The following is a 17,824-nucleotide window of genomic DNA, read 5'->3' as shown; positions in this document are numbered from 1 at the left end:
GGCGGGTGCGTCCGGCGGTGGTGCTCAGCCCAGGAGCGCCCGGACGACGTCGGGCCGGTTCAGGGCCGCGACACACCACGCGAAGTGACCGTCCCCGCCCTCGGCGTCGTAGGCGTTCGCGGTGATCAGCGAGTAGGCCGCGCGGTAGACGAGAAGCGCCTGCCGCGGGTAGCCCAGGCGCTCCTCGATCTGCGCGTAGAGGCCACGTTCGGTTGCCAGGGCCTGCTCGCCGTACATGTCGAAGATCGAGGCCGCGACGGAGGCGTCGAACACCGGGTCACCCTCGGTCGTGAGGAAGCCCCAGTCGAGTACGGCGGCAGGGCCGCCGGCGTCGTTCATGAGGATGTTGCCGGGGATCATGTCGCCGTGGACGACCGAGCGTCGTCCGCTGTCGACGTCCCGCAGCCGGTCCTGCAACGCGTCCAGCTTCCTGTCGAGGTCCTCGACCGCCGGGTCGAGGACCTGTCGGAATCGGGCGACGCGACGCGTGGCCAGTGCGTAAAGGGCGCCAGGGAAAGCGTCGTCCGCCTCGTAGAGCGGCATCGTCTCGTCCAGGACCGACAGCTTCCGCGCCTCGGGCAGGGGCCCGCTTGCCCCCAGTTGGGCCAACACGTCGACGAACGCCGACCTGGCCTCGTCGAGGGTGAGGCGACCCTCTTTCCGCGCTTCGGTCATGGTTCTGCCGGCCAGCCGTTGCTCGACGGTTACGCAGCGACCCTCGATCAGGTGGACCTCGTGGATCCGTGGGACCGCGACCCGCAGAGGTTTCCCGGCCAGCGCGTCGTAGAACACCCGAACCCGCTGCAAGGCGGCCTCCGACCCGTCGAACCACACCTTGGCGATCCGCTCCTGGCCGATCTCGTAGACGGCACCCTCCATTCCCCGCCCCAGCAGCCGGGGAGCCGCCCCGCCCGTCCACTGGCGCAGGAGTCGGGTCAGTTCGACGTCGGTCGGGCTGTGCATCAGGTTGCCATCGCTAACTGTCGTCGGTCGGCCGCTGCTCGTCGAGGTGGCCGCTCTGCGGGCGCAGTACCCGGGGGTGGCCTGGCACAGCTGCGGCGCGGGGAGGTCCGGGCGCTCCCCGCGCCGCCACCATGCGCTCGATCGGCGCACTGGTCAGGTGTGTGCGCGGCGCACCATCTCGCTGATCCAGGTGGGCGCGTACGGAGACGTGCAGCCCGGGGAGGTCGGGTAGTCCTTGAGCACCGCCAGGCGTTCGCCGATGTCGATCGCGCGAGCGCGGTGCGCGGCGTGCTCGATCCCGATCTGGGCCAGGCAGTGGTTCATCGCCCACTGGAGGCGATCCGGCGCGTCCCTCATCTCGCTCTCGATGACGTCGAGCAGCCTCGGCAGGTCGAGGCTCTCGGGCTTCTTCGTCACGCGCTCGGTGGTCAGCGCCCAGCCGGCGCTCGCGACCACCGGGTCCGGGTCGGCGCACCAGGCCAGGCGCAGCTCCTCGGCGTGCGGGCTCTTCTTCACCACGTAGTTCACGAGCCAGTCGTGCACCTTGGGCGCGCGTGCCTCGCGCAACATGGCGTCCAGCTCGTCGCGCTCGAACGCCCTGGGACGGCAGATCAGGAGCGCCAGCAGTCTTGCCGCGGTGTCGCCGGTCCTCCAGAGCTGGCGGGCGAGTTCCTGCTGCGTCTTGAGCCGCTTGGCGACCGCACGAACCTTGCCGAGGTGCACACCGTGATCGTCACCGTGTTTCGCGTTCACCTCGCGTGTCCGGTGGTCCTCCAGCGCGGCCAGTTCGGCCATCACCTCGGCCAGCACCGTGTCGGTCGGCGTCGTCGCGGTCACCGCAGCCTCCAGCTCTTCGGGTGTGAGATGCACCTTACGACGCAGTGGACCGGTGATGACCTGCGGCTGGTCGGTTCCTGCCGCGCGTGGCCCATCGAATGGCACAGTGATGTCCATGGACAGGACGCACGTCAACGAATGGCTCACCGCGTACGAGCGGCTGTGGCGGACGCCCGGCACGGACGCCCTGGTAACTCTCTTCACCGAGGATGCGAGCTACCAGCAGGGACCGTACTGGACACCTGTCGTCGGCCTGCCGGCCATCGCCCAGATGTGGGAGAAACAGCGCAAAGGCCCCGACGAGGTGTTCCAGATGACCAGCGAGATCGTCGCGGTCGACGGTGACACCGCCGTGTCGCGCCACGAGGTCCGCTACGGCGACCCGGTCGAGCAGGAGTACCGCGACCTGTGGGTCATGCGGTTCGCCGAGGACGGACGTTGTCGGTCGTTCGAGGAGTGGCCGTTCTGGCCGGGACAGCAGCCGGCCAACCCTCCGGACGGCTCGTGACCCGAGGCCCCGGCGGCCGGGGCGGACTATCGTGATTCCGTGAGTACCCGACACGTGCCCGCGCAGATCGGTGACCTGCCGCCGATCGGGCGACCAGCCACCAGTGCCCTGCTCGAAGCCGGCATCACCACGCTCGCCCAGGTGGCCACCCACAGCCGCCGCGAACTGCTGGCCATGCACGGGGTGGGGCCGAAGGCGGTCGACATCCTGGCCGCCGCGCTGGCCGAGCAAGGGCTGGCCTTCGCGGCTTCGTAAAAGGGCCGCTGCCTCAGTCGCGCGGGTTGGCGCAGAGCGCCTCCAGCCGTTCCAGCGTCGCGGTCATGCTCGTGATCCAGCCGCGCCCGCCGTCCATCGCCGCCTGCTCGTCGGCCGGCACCTGGGAGCAGTCATAGGTTTCGGTCACGATGGTCGCGTCCCGGCCGTCGGGGGTCAGCTCGTAGGTCCACCGGTGTCCCCATCGCGTCCGAGGAGTGGCACCGGGTGCGGTGTCCGGGTGGCCTCGGCCCGGCTCCGGTGTCCAGCCGATGTGCCGGTTCACCTCGTACTCGACGACGTGGTTGTTCATCTCGTAGTCGCCATACCGCGAGTAGTGCATCCTCATCACGAAGACGTCGCCGACGGCGGCGACCACCGCGTCCGATACGGCACCCCGCAGCATCCCGGAGCCGTCGAGATCGGTGTGTCGTCGAGGATCCGCGAGGATCCGGAAGATGTCGGCCGCTGGCGCGGCGATCCGCCGGGACACCGCGACGGGCTCGGCCCGACCACCTGTCACCGGTACGCCTCCTCGAAGGTGATCGTCGCCGACGCCTGGCGCTGGACGTCGCCGAGCCGTTCGCTGAGGAAGGCGCGTTCGACCTTGTTGTCGGTGTGGGCCAGGGCCTCCTGGTAGGCGTCCGCCGCCGGCGCCCAGCGGTCGAGTTGGCGCAGGAAGTCACCGCGGGCGGCGCTGAGGTAGCCGTAGGTGGCCAGGACCGGTTCGGCGAGCAGTGGCGTCAGTGCGTCGAGACCGGCCTGCGGGCCGTCGCGCAGACCCACGGCCACGGCACGGTTGAGCTCGACCACCGGCGAGGGCCAGAGCTGGAGCAGGACGTCGTACAGCCCGACGATCTCCGTCCAGTCGGTGTCCTGCCAGGTCGGCGCCTCGGCGTGCACGGCGGCGATCGCGGCCTCGACTGCGTACCGTGTCGGCGGTCTGCGACGCAGGGCGACGGTCACCAGGGCGACCCCCTCGCTGATGAGCCGGGTGTCCCAACGCCCGCGGTCCTGCTCCGAGAGCAGTTGCAGCCGACCGCTGGCCGACAGGCGACTGTCGTCACGCGCATGGATGAGCAGCAGCAGCGCGAGCAGGCCGCTGATCTCCGTGTCGGTCGGCATGAGCAGGTGCAGCATGCGAGCGAGGTTGATCGCGCTGTCGACCAGGTCACGGCGGACAAGGTGCGCGCCGCTCGGCGCCGTGTGGCCGGTGGTGAAGATCAGATGGACGACTTCGAGGACGGCGCTGACCCGCCCGGCGAGGTGGTCGGGCGACGGCACACGGTACGGGATGCGGGCAGTGGTGATCTTCTTCTTGGCCCGGGTGATCCGTGCGGCCATTGTGGGTTCCGGCACCAGGAACGCGCGGGCCACTTCCGCCGTGGACAGCCCGCACACCAGCCGCAGCGTCAGCGCGACCTGGGCGTCACGGGACAGGGCCGGATGACAGCAGGTGAAGACGAGTCGGAGCCGGTCGTCATCGAGGCCGTCCTCGGGGCCGGACACCGACTGGTCGGTCACCAGCTGCGGTAGAGCCCGACGCAACGCCGACTCGCGGCGCAGCACATCCAGCGCCCGGTTGCGGGCGGTGGTTGTCAGCCACGCACCGGGACGATCGGGGATGCCGATCTGCGGCCAGACCCGCAGCGCCTGGGCGTAGGCGTCCTGGGTGCACTCCTCCGCGAGATCGAGGTCCCGGGTCAGGCGTGCCGTCGCGGCCAGCAGTTGGGCCCAGTCGCGGCGGTGCGCCTGCGCGACCGCCGCGACCACCTCGGCGCTCATCCCTGATCGACCACCGGACGGATTTCCACCCCGCTGTGCCCGGCGGAGACCTCGTACAGCCGCGAGGCCAGGCTGATCACCTCGTCGAGGTCGGGGGCTTCGATCAGGTAGTAGCCGCCCACCGCCTCCTTGGTCTCCAGGAACGGCCCGTCCGTGATGGCCACCCGACCGTGGGGGTCGGTGCGCAGTGTGGTCGCGACGGCCGCCGGCTCCAACTGCTGGCCGTCGAGGACGGCCGGACCGGCTGCGGCGCAGAAGGCGCCGTGGGCCTCGTCGCGCTTCCGCATCTCCTGCTGTGACATCGCGGCCCACTGCCGTTCGTCGCCGTGGATGAGGATCAGGTACTTCGCCATGTCGCGCATCCCATCGTGTGGAGCCCCGCCGGGCCCGCCTACCTCACCGACGAGTCAACCTGATCGCCGATCGACAAACGAGGGGATCAATTTTGCCGGGTGGAAGGCCGGCGGCGGTGCCCGCCGGTCCACCGCTCTGTCGCGCGGTTCACACCCGGGCTTCGACGGGTTCCGCGGCGGCGTCGAGCGGCAGGTCGCGCATCCGGCGGATCGGGGTCGACAGGTAGATGATGGGCGACAGCACGGTGAGGGCACCGAAGATCAACAGGGTGGTACGCGCGCCGAGTGGCCCGGCCAGGAGGCCGGCAAGCAGGCTGCCGAGCGGGATGGCGCCCCAGGAGACGAACTTGACCGTGGCGATCACCCGCGACAGGAGGTCCGGCGGGCTGGCGAGCATCCGGTAGGTGCGGGTGGTCACGCTGAGCACCACCGAGGAGCCGGCGAAGACGAGGTTCCCGACGGCGAAGGCGAGATAGGCGGCGGTGCCGCTGCCCAGCGGAATGACGAGCGCCCCGGCCACCCCGATGACGGCCGCGATGACCAGGCCGCGTGCGGTACCGACCCGGTCGGTGAACCGGGTTGTCAGCGCGGCGCCGACGAGTGTGCCGAGTCCGTCGGCGGCGAGCAGCAGCCCGACCATGAGTGGCGACGCGTGCAGCTCGCGTACCAGGTAGTACGGGAAGAGCGCGAGCATCCCGCCGCAGACGAAGTTCGTCGCTGTGGCGTCCCACATGGAGGGTCCGATGATCGGGTGTCGGAGCACGAAGTGCCAGCCTTCGCGGATCATCGTGACCATCGGTGGCCGCTCGGCCGGGCGCAGCAGGCGTCGGGCCGGAAGGGTGCGCAGCAGCACGGCGGAGATCAGGTAGCTGACGGCGTCCACGAACAGCGTCGGCACCGCGCCCAGCAGCTGCACCGCGAGCCCGCCCAGGGACGGCCCGCCGAGCTGGGTGGCGGCATAGGTGCCGGAGTTGAGGCTGTTGCGCGCCTGCAACTGCGCGGCCGGCACGATCTCCGGCAGGAAGGTCTGGTTCGCCACGTCGAACAGCACGTTGGCGAAGCTCACGACCAGGGCGACCGCGATCAGTTGGGCCACCGTCAGGGCGTCGAACCACCAGGCCAGGGGCACGGACGCGATGGCGAGGGCCCGGATCAGGTCCAGGGCGACCTGCGTGCCGCGCAGCGGCACGCGCTGCACGATCACCCCCGCCGGCAGGCTGATCAGCAGGTACGCGAGGTAGCCGGCCGCCGTGATCAGACCCATTTCGAGGGCCGAGGCGTCCAGCACGGTCAGCGCGGTGAGCGGCAGGGCGACCCCACCGATCGCCGAACCGAGGTGACTGGTCGTGCTGGCGCCCCACCAGCGCCAGAAGGCAGTAAGTCTCATAATGGAACTCACTATAGGGGCGCGTGCGCCGGGAGCACCACGACTTAGCGCCCCGTCCGTTGTGGACGGGGCGCTTGGTCGGTTCAGCCAAGTTGCGGGTCGAAAGCCGATCGGTCCTCGTGAGCCGTCGACGCCGGGGTGGCTACCTCGATCCGGGGTGACCGGTCCGGCGGAAGGTGGGCGGGGTCGGCGATCACGACCACATCCACTTCACCGTCGATCATCTGCTGCTCGACGGTCTCCCAGGGTGCCCGGACGATTCCCTTCAACCGGTAGTCGTGTCGACGAAGGTGTGCGAGACACATCGCGACGGCGGGCTCCGACGGTTCGATGTCGGCGGGGATCCAGACAACGGCTATTTCCATGATCTCTCCTGATCAACGTCGTGGACACGGCTGACTGATCAGGGGTTGCCGCGGCGGCGGAGGGCCTCGCTCCACGGGCCGGCTGGTGGCGCGCATGTCGACGGCCGCGACAGTGAGCCCCCGGGACAGCGGCGAGACGGGTGGCGGATGTTCAGCTGTCGACGTCGGCAAATCGACACCGCTGGCGCCGACGCCGGTGGGTGCGGACGCGACAGCCAGCACGAACGCGGGCAGCCCCGGCTCGGGGCGAGCTGGTGGGCGCGGCGTCGGCGCGGGGACCGCGATCATCGACACCTGCGTGTGGCCCGCCGTCCGGGCCCGATCCCGCGCGCGGCGTTCGACGCTGCCGTGGGGGTTGCCCCGGGACACCGTCGCCGTCCCGGAGGTCGACGGTGCTGGCGGTGCCGACGGCGACGGTGGCGAGGCAGCCCGGGAAGCCGAGGCGGACGGGACGGGGGCGGTGGGCGGCGAGGACGACGACGGCACGCCTGGCCGCCGGGTCGGTATGGCGGCGGGAAGCCTGGCCGACGTCGAAGGCAGGGGGATGGCTGACGGCAGCGGCAGGGGGGTGGACAGCGGCGACTCGACCACGTCGGGCAACAACGCCCCGATGAGATTCGGTGAAGTGGCGGCCGTCGCGGGGTGGGGACCGGTCGGCACTGGCACTGGCACCGGCAGTGGCAGTGGCGACGTCGACTCGGCGCGAGCGGGGTCAGCGCCGAGAGCCGCGCCCAGTGCCACCGCCCCGAGCGCGACCGCGGGCAGGCTGTGCCTCAGGCGCATCGCACAGGGGCCGTGGAGAGCCGTGTCGCCAGCCGTGCCCGGTCCGAGTCACCGGTCCGGCACCGTTGGCCGAGCGGTCGCTCCTCGCTCCCTGTCGTGCGGTCCATCTGCGTTGCTTGCCCCCGGAAAACGCGGGCTACACCTTCCGTCGCGCCGCACCTGGTCAGAGGCCCGTCCACGGATGACGACACACCCTCTATGGTGGACCGATGGCGACGGTAAGGCAGGTCCAGATCACCTTCGACTGCGCGGAACCTGAGCGCGTCGCTCGTTTCTGGTGCGAGGTGCTGGGCTACGTCGTACCGCCCCCGCCGGAGGGGTTCGCCTCGTGGGAGGAGGTCGATCGCACGCTGCCGCCCGAGCGTCAGGGTGCCGCGTTCGCGTGCGTCGACCCCTCGGGTGTGGGCCCCCGACTGTTCTTCCAGCGCGTTCCCGAAGGCAAGGTCGTCAAGAACCGGGTGCACCTCGACGTGCGGGTCGGCACCGGGCTTGTGGGTGAGGAGCGCCTGGCCGCACTGGAGGCGGAATGCGCGCGACTGATCCCCCTCGGCGCGGCACGTGTGCAACTGCTGCGGGCCGACGGCGAGAACGAGTCGTGCCTCGTCATGCAGGACGTCGAGGGCAACGAGTTCTGTCTCGACTGAGAGCGCCGGGGACGCGTCGGTCAGGCGTCACACCACGGGATCGCGCGGTGGCGGCGGCTGATGGAGAGCGTCGCCGATGATCCCGGGCCTGCGCCGTGCCACCCCCGCTAGGAGGTCCGCAACCTGGACGCGCGGATCGTCACGGGAGTCGACCATGACGAGCCCAGCCAGGGGTGACACTCCGTCCGGCAGAGCCCAGGTCGTGTCGGCTGCCGCCGACGGTGCGCCACCGCCGGCCATCATCCGCTGGAGGCGGGTCAGTCGATCAGCCGTCAGGGCACTCTGCTCGTCGTGGGTCACCAGCACCTGCCGCTGGCCGCCGCTCCAGGACAGGACCGTTTCCGCCAGCGCCGGCAGCAGCGGTTCCAGTGGTGGGGGCACCGACCGGTCGTCGTCGAGCCGGGCCACCACGGCCCGCACATGGCCCGGGTCGAGCCCGTCGAGGACGGCGTCGGCCGCCGAGCCGAGCCTGTGGTGCAGCAGCGCGTCCCGGGCCTGGAAGAACCGCTGTACCGACTGCCGCACCGGCACCCGCCGCTTCATCCGGACGAGGTCGACGAACGCCGCCAGGAAGGCACCCCAGTCGCTGCCGGCCGAGTGTCTGGCCGTGTAGAGGGCGAGAGCGGTCGGCCGCTGGTCGAGGGCCAGCCGGGTGCCGGCCGCGTACGACGGCTCGGCCAGCAGGAAGTCGACGATCCGGGTGACGAGGAAGAACTCCTTGTCGATCAGGTGGACGTGCGCGCGACCGGTCAGCGCGGTCAGGAACCACTCCAGGGCTTCGTCGGCACCCGAGCCGCGCAGGAACCGCCCGGACTTGAGCTCGTGTGGTGAGAACCGGAACCCCGACCGCAGCTCGGTGATGAGCGCAACGGCCTCGTCGACCATCAGGTCGACACTCGCGTGCGTGATCACCGGAGCGGTCGAGTGCAGCAGGTTGGTGCCCGAGAATCCCGACTCGTCACAGGCGATCTCCACGACGGCGCCCACCACCGCGTCCCGCAGCGGCATCCCTCCCTGAAGTGGCGATCTCACCCGCGAGCTCCCGCCATGCCGACCATGGTCACGCCTGCGCCCGCACCGGACAACCCGATTGTGTACGGCAGGCGAGGTGACCGGGGCGGGAGGGGCGCTATTGTCGCGCCGAGCGGACCGGCTCGGCGAGGGGCCGGCCGACGCGGAACACCGCGAGCGGTTCGCCGCCCACCCGCTCGGCCAGCCGGCTGGCGGTCGCCGGGCAGTCGACGAGTTGGCTGAGTGGATGCACCGCCAGGCCGTGCCGGGCGAGCGTCAACCACGTACGCAGCAGGCGCCGGCCTGCGGCGATACGGTCGCCGTCGTCGGCGAGCAGCACCAGGACGCTGCCGTCGTAGCGCAACAGACCGCGGCCGCTGGCGGCCAGCAGCGCCGGGAGGCCCAGCCGGCGGGTGACCGGGTACGCGCGAAGCGCGGCGGACAGGAACCGTGCCTCGAAAAAGGAAAGGGCGAGCGCCCGGTCGGTGAGTCCGTCGAGGTGGTAGCGAGGGTGGGTCGGGCTCAGCCGCAGCCAGTCACGTAGCTCGACCGCGACGGCCGGCGTGCCGAAGAGCCACCGGTCGGCGACCAGCAGGTCCGACACGAGATCCCGGGCCGGAACGTGCGCGATGCCGGGGCCGAGTTCGGCGATGACGGCGGCGTCGACGCACCCGGGCGCGTACGGGCCACGGGCGACCCGGCGGGACTCGACGTCGGCGATGGTGAAGGGAGTCGCGTAGCGGTCCGCCGCGGGGACCAGTCGAGGGCCGGGGGCCGCGGTGACGGTGAGACCGAGCTCGGCGGAGACGATGAGGCACGTCTCGACGAACGCGCCGATGCCGAGGGCCAGGTCCCGCCCCGTCGGGTCGGAGTCGGGCAGGCTGCGGGCAGGATCGACGCCGATGGTGATCTCGTCCGGGTGGTACTCCGGTCGCCAGGGCTGCGTGTTGTGCGCGCTCGGCGCCCGGCGGCAGATCGCCTCGTTGGCTCGCAACCGCTCGACCCAGCTCACGCGACCGCCGCCTTCTCGTAGAAGGTGTACCCGTGCAGTGGCCGGCCGCCTGCCCGTCGGTACTGGGCGGCCGAGGCGATGTTCGTCCGTTCGACGAAGGTGCTGCGCAGCGTGCGGTAGCCGAAGCTGGCGAGGTTGCGGTGCAGCTCCCGGGACAGCAGCGTGAGGTACCCCTTGCCCTGCTCGTCAGGCACGGTGCCCTTGATGATGAGGACGGCGTCGCTGCGGTAGCGGCGGCGGGTGGCGAGCAGCCGGAGCTGGTTGGGTATACCGAGCCGGCCACCGACGCGCATGAGGTATTCGGAGATGTCCGGCACGGTGACGACGAACGCGACCGGCCTGCCGGCCTTCTCCAGCCAGAGGAGCAGGGCCTCGTCCAGCAGGAACGCGAGACCGTCGGTCTGCTCCGCCAACTGCTCGGCGGAGATGTCGGTGTAGTAGCCGAGTTGCGCGAAGCTCGCGTTGAGCATTCGCCGCAGGATCGGCAGTTGGCCGCGTAGACGCCACCGGGAGCCGTGCCGGACGACGAGCTGTTCGGCGGGGATCCGGGCGTCGTCGAAGACGAAACCGTGGTCCTGGTCCGCGGCGGCCGTGCCGTGGAGGTCGACCACCCAGGTGTCGGCTTCGAAGCGACGGTGGAAGCCGTGCCGTTCGTACATGTGCGGGTAGTAGGCGGGGTTCCATGCGGAGTCCACGAAGCCGCGGTCGGCGAAGCCGGAGGTGATCACCCCGCCGGTCTGGTTGGGCAGCAGTGCCACCGGCCCGAACAGTGGCCGACCGTCGGCCCGGGTCTCGACCGCGTCCATGATGGCGGCGAAGACGTCGTCGTCCTCGACGAACTCGGTGTGCCCGAACAGCTGTCGGGGGCCCACCTTGGCGTCGAAGGCGGCACTGCGGTGCATGCTGGTGCGCCCCACGACCACACCGTGGCGGTCGCGGACCAGGAACAGGTCGGCGGTGCGGCGATGGGCCGCGATGACCGACGACAGCAGGGGTACGTACCGGTCGCTCGGGTGCAGCCGCAGCGGGAAGTCGACGAACGCCCGCAGGTCGGCCCGGGACCGCACCGGATCCAGTCTCATCCGCGGTGCACCGGTGGGCCGGCCGTCTCGGTGGAGAGCGGGGTGAAGGTCGGTATGTGCGCCATGCCGTCCGACTCGGCGCGCCAGATGCCGTTGCTGTAGCCCTCGGGCTCGGCGTTGTACAGGCGGATGTAGCCACCGGTCGCGTTCGTGGTGCCGTGATCGGTCACCCAGCACATGAGGTCGCGGTGGTGGCGGCTGCGGGCGAACGTCAGCAGTGCGTCGCGGTCGCTGAAGAAGGCGATGGTGCCGAGCGTGAAGGGAAACTGGTAATACACGGTGTGCCAGCGGTACCCCTTCATCCGTCTCATCTGCCGGACCATCCGGAACCAGGTCCGGGTGAGGGTGAAGATCGAGCGCGGCCCCCGATAGCGGGTGGCCCCGACGAACATGGCGGTCGCCTGGCCCACCGGGGGAGTCGCGGAGAAGTCGGTGGTCCTCACGCCGGCACGCCCCTCACCAGGTAGACGTTCTTGATCGTGGAGCCGGCGCCGGCGAACGGGCCGGTGCCGTACTCGTGGATCTCCACCCGCAGGTCGGCTGCGGACGGGTCCTCGGCGAGGGACTCGGCGAAGTCCCGACTGACCTCGGCGAGGTGACGCAGCACCCCCGCACGGCAGGTGTGGACGAGGGCTCGTCGCTCGTCGGGGCCGAGGGACACGCCGTCGCGAAGTTGCAGGTTGACCACCGGTCGACTCTCCAGGTCGGCCTGCTCGACCACCTGGAGGCAGAAACTCTGCAGCAGGTGCGCCTGGGGGTTACCGGTGTAGAGGCCGTACTCGACGTCCTGCGGGTAGATGTTGGCGCCCATGTAGGAGATCGTGCTGTCCTTGCGGCCGTACAGGAACAGCAGTGGCAGCCGCATCCGGTCGACCTGCCAGGCGCGGTCCGCGGCGGCCCGCGCGGCGGGGTCGGTGATCGCGGCCACGACATCGGGGTACGAGATCAGCCGGCCCTCGTCGCCGACGTTGTAGCGGACCCGGGGATTGAGCACCGCCGTCGAGTTGATGGTGCAGAGCACCTCGTTGTCCGCAGTGGTCTCCAGGTAGGTCTCCAGCGGGTTGTACTGGAAGATCATCGGCAGCCGGTGCTCGTCGGCGCCGAGCAGGGTGGCCCGCAGTGCGGCGTCGGTCCGCAGTCGTCGACGCACCCAGACGCTGAAGTCGCTCTCCCCGGCGATGCCGATGGTGAGGTCGCTGGCCCCGTAGCCGGAGCGCACCTTCAGGAAACGTTCCTGGAGGTAGTCGCGCAGCGCCTCGGTCATCCCCTCGCCGCCGACGAGACCGCTGATGCGGTAGTCGGCCCACGGGAAGTCCTCGGCGTCGAGCTTGTCGCGCAGGTGCTTGAGGAACGGCGGGTACGCGGTCACGATGTAGTCGAAGTCGGGCCCGAAGTAGCGCAGGGTGTCCGCGATCTTCTGGAGGTCGGGCCCGGTGTTCTTCACCATCGCGATGGTGGACATGGCGATGCCGGTGTTGGTGCCGGTGGCCCATGCGCCCATCGAGTATGCGTTGATGACGAACCGTCGCTTCGAAGGGAACACCATGGTCGCGTAGCCGGCCAGGTTCTTGTGCACCGATCGCAGCTCACGGCGGCTGCGGATCCAGTTGAACGGTTGCCCGGACGAGCCCGACGACTCGTCGACCACGCTGCCGGCGATCTCGATCTCACCGTGCCGGCAACGCTGTGCCTCCGAGTACGCCTGCACGTACGACCGCTTGTCCGTGGGAGGGTACGAGGACAGGTCGAACCACCGGAACCGCCAGTTGCCACGGCGCAGGAAGTCGCCGTACGCGGGGACGTCGATCGCGGCGAACTGGCACGTCATCCAGGCGTGCAGCCGGGCGAAGTGACCCATGTACGGGCGGTACTGACGTGCCGTGAGCCGCCACACCGCCGGATGGATCCGGTAGAGCGTGTAGAGCCAGGTCAGAGCGAAGCTCGAGGATCGCAGCGTCCACCGGCGCAGGAAAGTGACCACGCGGCAACGCTATCGAGCCGCTGGGGCAGGCGCCTGACGGCGGGTACTCAGGCGTCGTTGAGTACCTTGTGGATTCGTCGTCAGAGGGCGCGACTAGATCGGGAAGCGGCCGCGGCGCCACTGCCAGTGCCGGCCGGCCTTCAGGTGATCGACGATCGCGCGCTGGAGCACGCTGCCGCGTGGCAGCTCGTCGAGCGGCGTGGTGAGGCTACGGAACCCGAACCGCAGCACCTCCACGTCGGCGTCGGGCCCCTCCTGCTCGTCGTAGGGCTCCAGCTCGAACCTCCGCTGGAACCGGACGATGTTGGAGTCCTCGGGCAGGTATTCCCGCAGCTGCGGGTCGAGCAGCCAGGAGCCGCAGGCGAAAGCCGTGTAGTGCTCGTCGGGAAAGTGGCGGGGGAAGAACGCGCGGGCCTCGTCGAGCGACGCCGCGACCGCCTCCGGGGTCAGCGGTCCCGACTCGGGGATGTGCAGGTCGATGGCGCTGCCACCGCGCTGGTGCTGCAACCGCCCCAGCTCGTACAGGCCACCGCGCGCGTGCAGGGTCAGCCAGCTCTGCATCACCGGCCAGCCCTCGCCGCGCATCCGCCGATCGACAGCGAGGTTGCGGCCCAGGTCCGCCAGGGTCACCCAGGACACGGCGTCGGCGATGCCGTGATCGCGGTGGTACGCCGTGACGACGTCGACCAGGGCCAGGTACGCGTACACGTAGAGATGCCGCCACGCCGGGCCCCGCTCGCGCGGCAACTCCGGCCCCGGCGACAGCCAGCCGTAGCCGCCGAGGTCGGCGCGGACCAGGGCGATCGACCGGTCGAGCAGCCAGCGCAGCTCCGGGGTCCAGTGTGGTGAGTCGGGGTCGGGCCAGCCGGCCATGATCTCAGTGGTGTCATCCGGTCGCACCGTGAGCCGGCCGAGGATCGCGCGCGCGTCGGCCTTGTCGGGCAGCGGTGCCGACGGCCGGTCACCGGCGAGTTGGTGCACGCGTTCGACGTCCTCGACGGGCACCCCGAGTCGGGCGGCGGTTTCGTCCAGATCCACGGCGGCGATTCTAACGGTCGCCGGGGCCGCCCTCGTGCCCTCTTTCGTCAGCTGGTTGTGTTCGTCAGGCGGTCGTCGTCGACCGAGCCGTCAGTGCTCGCGGGTGACGGAGGTGTGTAGCCCAGTTCGGACGAGATCTGGTCCGCGGTCCTCAGCAGGAGTGGAAGGGCGCTCTTCAACTGGTCGAGGCTCGCGATGACCTCGATCGCCGTCATCGAGGCGGCGGCGATGACCTGCCCTCGTGAATCCCTGACCGGTGCGGCGACACACATCACGTACGCGTCGTGTTCGCCGTTGTCCGTGGCCCAGCCCTGCTCCCGGATGCGGGCCAACTCGGTCGCGAGCGACTCGGGGTCGGCGAAGGTGGTGTCGGTGAACCGCTCGAAGACGACGGGGGACAGGAGGCGGTCGCGCTCATCCTGAGGTAGGTAGGCCAGGATCGTCTTGCCGACGGCGCTCGCGTAGATCGACACCGCGCGGCCCACCCGGGACGGCAGCTTGACGGCGTCGAACGCCGGGCTGTCCACCTTGTCGATGTAGATGATCTCGTCACCGGTCAGTTGCGCCAGGTGCACGGTGTGGCTGGTCTGGCGTTGCAACGCACGCAGGTGTGCGGCGGCGAACTGGCGCAGGTCCATCGAGCCGAGCGCGAGCTCGGACAGCTCGATCACGCCACTGCCGAGCACATAGGTGCCCGCGCCGGTCCGGCGCACGAAGCGCGCGGACTCCAGTGTCTGGAGGATGCGCAGGGCCGTGGACTTGTGGACGCCGAGCACGTCCGCCGCCTCCGTGAGCGACAGCGGGTGCTCCGCCGACCGACGGACGAGGTCGATCGCACGGCGAATCGATTGCGCCAAGGCCCTGTCTCCCTCCGCGCGGCGGAGCATCACCGCCACTGCGATTGCATAATACGCAATGAGGGTAATGCTATGCGCAACCAGCGCTTGACAGCGTTGCACATGGCGCTACGATCGTTGCAATTTCATACGCCTGACGCTGACTCGTATCCACTCCGGATGTACCAGGACGCCGTCTGTGACATCCGCCCCGGGGCGAGCAATCCTTCTTCGACCTGGGGAGCGGCTCATGACGGTGCCACGGCCCCGGCGCACGACCCCGGGCGCGGGCTGGGCCGGTACCGCCGTCGAGGCGCTGCCGGACGACGCCGACGACAGCGTCCTCGTCGGCCGGATCTGGGACCCGTCCGTCCACGGACCCTCGCCCGTGACCGTCCGAAACGGCGAGGTCTTCGACATCAGCCGGCGGTTCCCGACCGTCCGGGACATCTGCGAGCTTCCCGACCCCGCCGCGACGGTGGCCGGGCTCGACGGGCCGCGGGTGGGCGACCTCGGGGAGATACTGACCAACACCGAGGCCGAGACCCGCGACCGTACGCGGCCCTGGCTGCTCGCCCCGGTCGACCTTCAGGTGCTCAAGGCCGCCGGCGTGACCTTTCCCGTCTCGATGATCGAACGCGTCATCGAGGAACGGGCCCGGGGAGACCTGGCGCTCGCGGGGGACATCCGACGCCGAATGCTCGCCGACGTCGGTGTCGACCTGCACAGCCTGGCTCCGGGCTCGGCGGAGGCGGAGCGGCTCAAGGGTCTGCTGGTGGCCGAGGGCATGTGGAGTCAGTACCTGGAGGTGGGGATCGGCCCGGACGCCGAGATCTTCACCAAGGGTCAGATCCTGTCCGCCGTCGGCACCGCCGTTCCGGTCGGCGTGCTGGCCGCGTCGACCTGGAACAACCCGGAGCCCGAGGTCACGCTCATCGTCCAGTCCAGTGGCCGGATCGTCGGCGCCACCCTCGGCAACGACGTGAACCTGCGGGATGTGGAGGGCCGGTCGGCGCTGTTGCTTCCGCTGGCGAAGGACAACAACGCCTCGTGTGCCCTCGGCCCCCTGATCCGGCTCTTCGACGACCGGTTCGGCATGGATCGGGTCCGCGAACTCGAGGTCAGCCTGGAGGTCCGCGGGTTGGACGGTTTCCTCCTGGAGGCGGTGTCCGAGATGACCCGGATGTCGCGGGACCCGGAGGACCTCGTGCGGCAGTTGATCGGCCCGCACCACAGCTATCCCGACGGTGCCGCCCTGATGCTGGGCACGATGTTCGCGCCCATTCAGGACCGGGACGGCGCCGGCGAGGGCTTCACCCACAAGGTCGACGACGTCGTACGGATCAGCTGTCCGGCACTCGGCACCCTGGTCAACCGGGTGTGGCACGCGGAGGAGTGCGAGCCCTGGCACTTCGGCGTCCGCGATCTGATGGGCAATCTGGGGAGGAGAGGGCTGCTGTGAACGTGGTCAACACTGTCGATCCGCGTGACGGTCGGCGTCGCGCGACCGATCTCAACGAGACGGACGAGTCTCGGCTGGAGGTTGTCGCCGGCCAGGCGTCCCGTGCCGCGCAGTGGCTCTCCGGCCTGGGCAGAATCGGCAGGGCGGAGATGCTGGACCGCATCGCCGAGTCCCTGGAGTCCCGTCGCGCGGACCTGGTCGCCGTCGCGGAGGCGGAGACCGGCTTGAGTCAGGCGCGGCTCGAAACGGAACTCACCCGGTCGGCTCTCCAGTTCCGGATGTTCGGCGACGTCCTGCGCGACGGCGGGTACGTCGAGGCGGCCATCGACCACGCCGCCGACACCCCCATCGGGCCCGGCCCCGACCTGCGGCGGATGCTCGTGCCCCTCGGGCCGGTCGCCGTCTTCGGAGCCAGCAACTTCCCCTTCGCCTTCTCGGTCGCCGGAGGCGACACCGCCTCCGCGCTCGCCGCGGGTTGTCCCACGGTCCTGAAGGCCCACCCGTCGCACCCGCTGACGTCGCACGCCTCCGCCGACGCGATCGGGTCGGCCATTCGCGACCTGGGCGGGCCCGACGGCGTGATCACCACCGTGTACGGGGAGCAGTCCGGCCGGTCGCTGGTGCGCCACCCCGCGATCCGCGCGGTCGCGTTGACGGGCTCCGTCGGCGCCGCCCGGGCCATCCAGGCGGCCATCGACGAACGACCCGACCCGATTCCCCTCTACGCCGAGCTGAGCAGCGTCAACCCGATCGTCGTCCTGCCCGGCGCGGCCGCCGACCGGGCAGACGCGATCGCCGAAGGGCTGTTCGCCTCCTTCACGGCCTCGGGTGGTCAGCTGTGCACCAAGCCTGGTCTGGCGTTCATCCCGGCGGATCCGGGCGGTGAGCACCTGGTCGACAGGCTGCGGGGGAGGGTCGCCTCGGCGGGCGGCACGGTCCTGTTGAACGAGCGCATCCGGGACGCCTATGAGAGCGGCGCGACGGCTTTCGAGCAGGCCGGTGCGCGTGTCTCGGCCCGGCCCCAGGTCGAGACCGGCGAGGGCTTCACCGTCGCGCCGACCCTGCTGGAGGTCGACCTGCCGGGACTCACCGCCGAGATCGCCGGCGAGTGCTTCGGACCGCTCATGGTCGTGGTCCGGTATCGCGACGTCGCCGAACTCGACGCCGTGCTGGCGACCGTCCCGCCGTCACTGACCGGTTCCGTCCATCGTGGACACGGCGATGACGCAGATGCCGTGCGCGGGCTGGTCGACGTGCTCGCCGCCCGCTCGGGTCGGATCGTCTTCGACGGCTATCCCACCGGTGTCCGCGTGTCGTGGGCTCAGCACCACGGCGGGCCCTGGCCGTCGACCAACGCCGTGCACACCTCGGTGGGCGCCACGTCGATCCGACGGTTCCTCCGTCCGCTGGCGTGGCAGGACGCCCCGGAGTGGATCCTCCCCGACGAGCTTCGGGACGCGTACACCGCCATTCCGCGCCGAGTCGACGGGAAATTGGAACCGAAGGGGGAGTAGCCGCGCCGTCG

19 protein-coding genes are annotated in these 17,824 nt (G+C 70.4%); 5 read left to right on the top strand and 14 right to left on the bottom strand.

Going from position 1 to position 17,824, the window contains the following annotated elements; translation table 11 throughout:
- Nucleotides 1–24: 24 nt before the first annotated feature.
- Entirely contained in the window at nt 25–963 is a 939-nt protein-coding gene (locus AC3CF1_RS06945; protein WP_488449866.1) for a phosphotransferase family protein, read from the bottom strand.
- Nucleotides 964–1,116: 153 nt separating this feature from the next.
- Nucleotides 1,117–1,758 carry a DNA alkylation repair protein gene (locus AC3CF1_RS06940; RefSeq protein WP_488452047.1) on the bottom strand — a complete coding sequence of 214 codons (642 nt, stop codon included), beginning with the start codon at nt 1,756–1,758 and terminating at the stop codon, nt 1,117–1,119.
- Between the two features lie 157 nt (nt 1,759–1,915).
- On the opposite strand from AC3CF1_RS06940, the gene AC3CF1_RS06935 reads away from it, so the two are divergent.
- Both AC3CF1_RS06935 and AC3CF1_RS06930 read left to right on the top strand, forming a co-directional pair.
- Nucleotides 1,916–2,308: a YybH family protein gene (locus AC3CF1_RS06935; protein ID WP_396681472.1), complete on the top strand. Its 393-nt coding sequence runs from the start codon at nt 1,916–1,918 to the stop codon at nt 2,306–2,308.
- Nucleotides 2,309–2,347: 39 nt separating this feature from the next.
- Nucleotides 2,348–2,563, top strand: a complete 216-nt coding sequence (locus tag AC3CF1_RS06930; RefSeq protein WP_396681474.1) for a helix-hairpin-helix domain-containing protein — start codon at nt 2,348–2,350, stop codon at nt 2,561–2,563.
- Nucleotides 2,564–2,576: 13 nt separating this feature from the next.
- On the opposite strand, the gene AC3CF1_RS06925 is transcribed toward AC3CF1_RS06930, so the two are convergent.
- The 5 genes from AC3CF1_RS06925 to AC3CF1_RS06905 all read right to left on the bottom strand — a co-directional run bounded on the left by AC3CF1_RS06925 (nt 2,577) and on the right by AC3CF1_RS06905 (nt 6,450).
- A complete protein-coding gene (locus AC3CF1_RS06925; protein WP_488449865.1) occupies nt 2,577–3,083 on the bottom strand; it encodes an SRPBCC domain-containing protein in 507 nt (168 codons plus the stop codon).
- Nucleotides 3,080–4,345 carry an RNA polymerase sigma factor gene (locus tag AC3CF1_RS06920; protein WP_488449864.1) on the bottom strand — a complete coding sequence of 422 codons (1,266 nt, stop codon included), beginning with the start codon at nt 4,343–4,345 and terminating at the stop codon, nt 3,080–3,082. The genes AC3CF1_RS06925 and AC3CF1_RS06920 overlap by 4 nt, the downstream gene beginning before the upstream one ends.
- Nucleotides 4,342–4,698, bottom strand: a complete 357-nt coding sequence (locus AC3CF1_RS06915; protein WP_328373575.1) for a YciI family protein — start codon at nt 4,696–4,698, stop codon at nt 4,342–4,344. Before AC3CF1_RS06915 ends, AC3CF1_RS06920 begins: the two co-directional genes overlap by 4 nt.
- 148 nt (nt 4,699–4,846) lie before the next feature.
- Nucleotides 4,847–6,085 (bottom strand): MFS transporter, encoded by a 1,239-nt coding sequence (locus AC3CF1_RS06910; RefSeq protein ID WP_355160124.1) that lies wholly within the window; start codon nt 6,083–6,085, stop codon nt 4,847–4,849.
- Between the two features lie 83 nt (nt 6,086–6,168).
- Nucleotides 6,169–6,450 carry a hypothetical protein gene (locus tag AC3CF1_RS06905; RefSeq protein ID WP_328373581.1) on the bottom strand — a complete coding sequence of 94 codons (282 nt, stop codon included), beginning with the start codon at nt 6,448–6,450 and terminating at the stop codon, nt 6,169–6,171.
- 992 nt (nt 6,451–7,442) lie between these two features.
- Here AC3CF1_RS06905 and AC3CF1_RS06900 point away from each other — a divergent pair.
- Nucleotides 7,443–7,877, top strand: coding sequence for a VOC family protein (locus AC3CF1_RS06900; RefSeq protein ID WP_088948899.1), 435 nt, complete (start codon nt 7,443–7,445; stop codon nt 7,875–7,877).
- A gap of 27 nt (nt 7,878–7,904) precedes the next feature.
- Here the strand turns inward: AC3CF1_RS06900 and AC3CF1_RS06895 are convergent, their stop codons facing one another.
- The 7 genes from AC3CF1_RS06895 to AC3CF1_RS06865 form a co-directional block, all read right to left on the bottom strand.
- Nucleotides 7,905–8,909, bottom strand: a complete 1,005-nt coding sequence (locus tag AC3CF1_RS06895) for a DUF3800 domain-containing protein (protein ID WP_488449863.1) — start codon at nt 8,907–8,909, stop codon at nt 7,905–7,907.
- Between the two features lie 97 nt (nt 8,910–9,006).
- The gene (locus tag AC3CF1_RS06890; RefSeq protein ID WP_488449862.1) at nt 9,007–9,900 is read right to left on the bottom strand and encodes a hypothetical protein; all 894 of its coding nucleotides are present in this window, start codon (nt 9,898–9,900) and stop codon (nt 9,007–9,009) included.
- The gene (locus tag AC3CF1_RS06885) at nt 9,897–10,982 is read right to left on the bottom strand and encodes a hypothetical protein (protein WP_488449861.1); all 1,086 of its coding nucleotides are present in this window, start codon (nt 10,980–10,982) and stop codon (nt 9,897–9,899) included. The genes AC3CF1_RS06890 and AC3CF1_RS06885 overlap by 4 nt, the downstream gene beginning before the upstream one ends.
- A complete protein-coding gene (locus AC3CF1_RS06880; protein WP_488449860.1) occupies nt 10,979–11,425 on the bottom strand; it encodes a DUF4188 domain-containing protein in 447 nt (148 codons plus the stop codon). The genes AC3CF1_RS06885 and AC3CF1_RS06880 overlap by 4 nt, the downstream gene beginning before the upstream one ends.
- On the bottom strand, nt 11,422–12,963 hold the full coding sequence (locus tag AC3CF1_RS06875) for a phenylacetate--CoA ligase family protein (protein ID WP_488449859.1): 1,542 nt from the start codon (nt 12,961–12,963) through the stop codon (nt 11,422–11,424). The genes AC3CF1_RS06880 and AC3CF1_RS06875 overlap by 4 nt, the downstream gene beginning before the upstream one ends.
- Before the next feature lie 93 nt (nt 12,964–13,056).
- Nucleotides 13,057–14,001, bottom strand: coding sequence for an acyltransferase domain-containing protein (locus AC3CF1_RS06870; RefSeq protein ID WP_488449858.1), 945 nt, complete (start codon nt 13,999–14,001; stop codon nt 13,057–13,059).
- Nucleotides 14,002–14,048: 47 nt separating this feature from the next.
- Nucleotides 14,049–14,858: an IclR family transcriptional regulator gene (locus tag AC3CF1_RS06865; RefSeq protein ID WP_210926687.1), complete on the bottom strand. Its 810-nt coding sequence runs from the start codon at nt 14,856–14,858 to the stop codon at nt 14,049–14,051.
- Between the two features lie 229 nt (nt 14,859–15,087).
- Here AC3CF1_RS06865 and AC3CF1_RS06860 point away from each other — a divergent pair, with 229 nt between their 5' ends.
- Together AC3CF1_RS06860 and AC3CF1_RS06855 are read left to right on the top strand one after the other, a co-directional pair.
- A complete protein-coding gene (locus AC3CF1_RS06860) occupies nt 15,088–16,299 on the top strand; it encodes a fumarylacetoacetate hydrolase family protein (protein WP_488449857.1) in 1,212 nt (403 codons plus the stop codon).
- Nucleotides 16,296–17,813, top strand: a complete 1,518-nt coding sequence (locus AC3CF1_RS06855; protein ID WP_488449856.1) for an aldehyde dehydrogenase family protein — start codon at nt 16,296–16,298, stop codon at nt 17,811–17,813. Before AC3CF1_RS06860 ends, AC3CF1_RS06855 begins: the two co-directional genes overlap by 4 nt.
- The last annotated feature ends 11 nt before the right edge of the window (nt 17,814–17,824 follow it).

The organism is Micromonospora sp. MGP-C2 (genome assembly GCF_057766525.1).
The sequence above is the reverse complement of the archived record's forward strand: the minus strand, read 5'-3'. Positions and strand labels throughout refer to the sequence as shown.

Bases quoted from the DNA above. Each gene is read 5' to 3' on its own strand.
- AC3CF1_RS06945 (WP_488449866.1), bottom strand. From the start codon at position 963: ATGCACAGCCCGACCGACGTCGAACTGACCCGACTCCTGCGCCAGTGG.
- AC3CF1_RS06940 (WP_488452047.1), bottom strand. From the start codon at position 1,758: ATGGCCGAACTGGCCGCGCTGGAGGACCACCGGACACGCGAGGTGAAC.
- AC3CF1_RS06935 (WP_396681472.1), top strand. From the start codon at position 1,916: ATGGACAGGACGCACGTCAACGAATGGCTCACCGCGTACGAGCGGCTG.
- AC3CF1_RS06920 (WP_488449864.1), bottom strand. From the start codon at position 4,345: ATGAGCGCCGAGGTGGTCGCGGCGGTCGCGCAGGCGCACCGCCGCGAC.
- AC3CF1_RS06915 (WP_328373575.1), bottom strand. From the start codon at position 4,698: ATGGCGAAGTACCTGATCCTCATCCACGGCGACGAACGGCAGTGGGCC.
- AC3CF1_RS06910 (WP_355160124.1), bottom strand. From the start codon at position 6,085: ATGAGACTTACTGCCTTCTGGCGCTGGTGGGGCGCCAGCACGACCAGT.
- AC3CF1_RS06905 (WP_328373581.1), bottom strand. From the start codon at position 6,450: ATGGAAATAGCCGTTGTCTGGATCCCCGCCGACATCGAACCGTCGGAG.
- AC3CF1_RS06900 (WP_088948899.1), top strand. From the start codon at position 7,443: ATGGCGACGGTAAGGCAGGTCCAGATCACCTTCGACTGCGCGGAACCT.
- AC3CF1_RS06885 (WP_488449861.1), bottom strand. From the start codon at position 10,982: ATGAGACTGGATCCGGTGCGGTCCCGGGCCGACCTGCGGGCGTTCGTC.
- AC3CF1_RS06860 (WP_488449857.1), top strand. From the start codon at position 15,088: ATGACGGTGCCACGGCCCCGGCGCACGACCCCGGGCGCGGGCTGGGCC.